We start from the raw sequence: 3912 nt of genomic DNA on the forward strand, positions 1-3912 counted from the left end.
AGGCCGGAGGTGTTGGCGGTGGAGCGTCCGTGCCTTACGAGGATCAGCGTGGGCATGCGGCAAGGGTAGGCGCATCGGGAAGTGCGCCGTTGACCGGGCGAAGGGAGAATGCGCTCCGTGATCGTCGACTGCGCCGTCTACCGGCACGGGCACCGCAGCGAGGGGCCCGCGGACCTGTCCGACGCGCTCGCCGGGGCACGGGCCGCGGGCGGCTTCGTGTGGATCGGCCTGTACGAACCCTCCGAGGAGGAGTTCGACCAGGTCAGCCAGGAGTTCGGACTGCACCCGCTGGCCGTGGAGGACGCCCTGAAGGCACATCAGCGGCCCAAGCTGGAGGTGTACGACGACTCGTTGTTCATGGTGCTGAAACCGGTGGTGTACGAACCCGAGAGCGACACGGTCTCGGCCGGCGAGGTGATGGTCTTCGTCGGTGAGGGTTTCGTGGTGACGGTGCGCCACGGGGAGGGTTCGCGGCTGGCGGCCGTGCGGCAGCGGCTGGAGCGGGAGCCGGAGATGCTGGACAAGGGCCCCACCGCCGTGCTGTACGCGATCGCCGACGCCACCGTGGACCACTACCTGGAGGTGGCGACGGAGCTGCAGAACGACCTGGACGAGCTGGAGGCGGAGGTGTTCCGGCCGTACACCGGCGGTTCCCGCAACACCGCGTCCCGGATCTACACCTTCAAGCGGCAGATCCTGGAGTTCCGCCGGGCGACCGGCCCGCTGGCGCTGCCGCTGACCCGGCTGGCCGGCAACGGCCCGCTGGGCAACTCGGTGCCGTTCGTGCACGACAAGTCCCGGCCCTTCTTCCGGGACGTGGGCGATCACCTCACGCGCGTGAACGAGTCCGTGGAGGCCCTGGACCGGCTGGTGTCGGACATCCTGTCGGCACATCTGGCGCAGATGAGCGTCCGGCAGAACGACGACATGCGGAAGATCTCCGCGTGGGCGGCGATGGCGGCGGTGCCCACCATGATCGCGGGCGTCTACGGCATGAACTTCGACCACATGCCCGAGTTGCACTGGCTGTGGTCGTACCCGGCGGTGATCGTGCTGATGGCCGCGCTGGAGGTGTTGTTGTACCGGCTGTTCAAGCGGCGCGGCTGGTTGTGAGCGCGGTCCTCGCGGCTTCGGGTGCGGGGGCCGGGGCGCCGCCGCGCCCGGGCGGGACCGCCGAAGGCGGGAAAGAAGGGCGCCGGGGGTCGTAACCGTGCGGCGCCGGGGGCGTTGTTTCCGGTGACGGCCGTGGCGGGGAAGACCCCCGAGCCCCCACCACGGCCGTGGAAATCCCCCGCCGCACTCCCGCGCCGGGAAAGTCCCCGGCGCGGGGCTTCCGCTACGCCAGTCCGGCGCGCTCCAGGGCCTCGCTGCCGGCCCGCAGGGAGGCGAGCCGCTCCTCGAGCGTGAAGCCGGCCGGGGCCAGACTGAGGGTGGTGACCCCGGCGGCGGCGTAGGCCTTCATCCGGTCGGCGATCCGGTCCACGGAGCCCAGCAGGGTGGTCCGGTCGATGAGTTCCTGCGGGACCGCGGCGGCGGCGCCCTGCTTGTCCCCGGACAGATACCTCCGCTGGATCTCGGCGGCCTCCTTCTCGTAGCCCATGCGCTGGGCCAGCCGGTTGTAGAAGTTCTGCTTCGCGCTGCCCATGCCGCCGACGTACAGCGCGGTGTACGGACGGAAGGTGTCGGCGAGCCGGGCCACGTCCTTGTCGTCGCCGAGGGCGATCGGCAGGGTCGGGCACACGTCGAACCCGTCGAGCGTCAGGCCCGCCTTCTCCCGCCCGGCGCGCAGGTACTTGACCGTGGTCTCCTCCAGGTGCTCGGCGGAGGGGAAGATCAGCAGCGCGCCGTCGGCGATCTCGCCGGTCTGCTCCAGGTTCTTCGGGCCGATGGCGGCGATGTAGAGCGGGATGTGCTCGCGCTGCGGGTGCACGGTCAGCTTGATGGGCTTGCCGGGGCCGCCGGGCAGCGGCAGCGTCCAGTGCTCGCCCTCGAACGTCAGCCGCTCCCGGGTCATCGCCCTGCGGACGATCTCCACGTACTCGCGGGTGCGGGTCAGCGGCTTGTCGAACTTCACGCCGTACCAGCCCTCGGAGACCTGCGGGCCGGAGACGCCGAGACCGAGCCGGAACCGGCCGCCGGAGAGCGAGTCGAGCGTGGCCGCGGTCATCGCCGTCATCGCGGGCTGGCGGGCCGGGATCTGGAAGATGGCCGAGCCGACGTCGATGCGCTCGGTCTGGGCGGCGACCCAGCTGAGCACGGTGGCCGCGTCGGAGCCGTAGGCCTCGGCGGCCCAGCACACCGCGTAGCCCAGCCGGTCGGCCTCCTGCGCCACGGCCAGGTTGTCGCCGTCCATTCCGGCACCCCAGTAACCGAGGTTGATCCCGAGCTGCATGCGCGATTCCCCTTACCCGTGAGTAACGTGCTTGTGGGGCAGACCTTAGCGCGGGGGCGGGGCGGGAGGGCAGGGCGGCGGCGGCCGGGCGGAGGATCCCCTGTGTCCCTGTGTCCCTGTGTCCCTGTGTCCCTGTGTCCCTGTGTCCCTGCGTCCCTGTGTCCCTGCGTCCCTGCGTGCCCTTTCGTGTTCCTTCGGGCTCCTTCGAGGGACGGACCGGCGGGTCCGTCTCCCTGGCCGGGGACGGAACGCGGAGGTCGTCCCCTTCGGGGGTGGTTATCCACAGGCAACCCATCGCACCGGTTCTGGCCAGTAATCTCGCCCGCATGGAGCAGAGGCATCTCGGCCGTACCGGCCTGCGCGTGTCCCGGATCGGACTCGGCACCCTCACCTGGGGGCGGGACACCGACGAGCACGACGCCGCTGACATGCTGAAGACGTTCTGGGAGGCCGGCGGCACCCTCGTCGACACCGCCGACGTGTACGGCGACGGCGAGGCGGAGTATCTGCTCGGGCGGCTCATGGACGGGCTGGTGCCGCGCCGGGACCTGGTCGTCTCCACCAAGGCCGGCAGCGTGCCCGACCCCGAGCGCCGCTTCGACGGCTCCCGGGGCCATCTGCTCGCCGCGCTCGACGCCTCCCTGGCCCGCCTGGGCACGGAGTACGTCGACCTGTGGCACATCCACGCCTACGACCCCGGGACCCCGCTGGAGGAGACGCTCCAGGCCCTCGACCTGGCGGTGAGCAGCGGCCGGGCCCGGTACGCCGGTGTCTCGAACTTCTGCGGCTGGCAGCTGGCCAAGGCGGCCACCTGGCAGCTCGCGGCGCCGGGCACCCGCACCCGGCTGGCCAGCACCCAGATGGAGTACTCGCTGCTCCAGCGCGGTGTGGAACGGGAGGTGCTGCCGGCCGCGCTCGACCTCGGTGTGGGCCTGCTGCCGTCCTCGCCGCTCGGCCGGGGCGTGCTGACCGGAAAGTACCGGCACGCCACTCCGCCGGATTCGCGCGGTGCCTCCGAGGATCTCGCGCCGTTCGTCGAGCCGTACCTGGACGACACCGCGACCCGCATCGTGGACGCGGTGACGACGGCGGCCGACGGGCTCGCGGTCACCCCGCTCCAGGTGGCGCTGGCGTGGGTGCGGGACCGGCCCGGGGTGGTCGCGCCGATCGTCGGCGCGCGCACCGCGCAGCAGCTCACGGCGGCGTTGTCAGTGGAGGCCCTTAGTCTTCCTGACGAGATCTGCCGGGCGCTGGACGATGTGTCGGCGCCCGTGCACCGCTATCCCGATCACGACTGGAGCACGCTGTGAGCACGGAGCCGGAGACCACGGAGGAAGCCGGGCCGGGGACGCCGGACACCCGTGGAACACGGGAGGGAGACGCCGAGGAGAGCGCCGGCTCGGGTACGGAGGGGCGTACCGAGGGGGCGGACGCCGCCGACGGGACCGAGAGGGCGGAGGGCGCCGGTACCTCGGAGGAGGCCGGTGCCGCCGGGGACGCCGGTGCCTCGGGGGGAGCCG

3 protein-coding genes and 1 pseudogene are annotated in these 3912 nt (G+C 72.0%); 3 read left to right on the top strand and 1 reads right to left on the bottom strand.

All coding sequences use genetic code 11. From position 1 onward, the window contains the following. Window positions 1–117 precede the first annotated feature (117 nt). Window positions 118–1113, top strand: a complete 996-nt coding sequence (gene corA, locus H5J33_RS26570) for a magnesium/cobalt transporter CorA (RefSeq protein WP_181797383.1) — start codon at window positions 118–120, stop codon at window positions 1111–1113. 223 nt (window positions 1114–1336) lie between these two features. On the opposite strand, the gene H5J33_RS26575 is transcribed toward corA, so the two are convergent. Next, complete coding sequence (locus H5J33_RS26575) at window positions 1337–2392, bottom strand: LLM class F420-dependent oxidoreductase (protein ID WP_181797384.1); 1056 nt, start codon at window positions 2390–2392, stop codon at window positions 1337–1339. Between the two features lie 326 nt (window positions 2393–2718). On the opposite strand from H5J33_RS26575, the gene H5J33_RS26580 reads away from it, so the two are divergent. Together H5J33_RS26580 and H5J33_RS36830 are read left to right on the top strand one after the other, a co-directional pair. Then, window positions 2719–3702 carry an aldo/keto reductase gene (locus tag H5J33_RS26580; RefSeq protein WP_181797385.1) on the top strand — a complete coding sequence of 328 codons (984 nt, stop codon included), beginning with the start codon at window positions 2719–2721 and terminating at the stop codon, window positions 3700–3702. Then, a pseudogene (locus tag H5J33_RS36830) lies at window positions 3699–3912 on the top strand (hypothetical protein); the annotation flags it as partial. The gene H5J33_RS26580 and the pseudogene H5J33_RS36830, both read left to right, overlap by 4 nt.

Source organism: Streptomyces sp. WELS2, from assembly GCF_013870595.1.
In the GTDB taxonomy this organism is placed as follows: domain Bacteria; phylum Actinomycetota; class Actinomycetes; order Streptomycetales; family Streptomycetaceae; genus Streptomyces.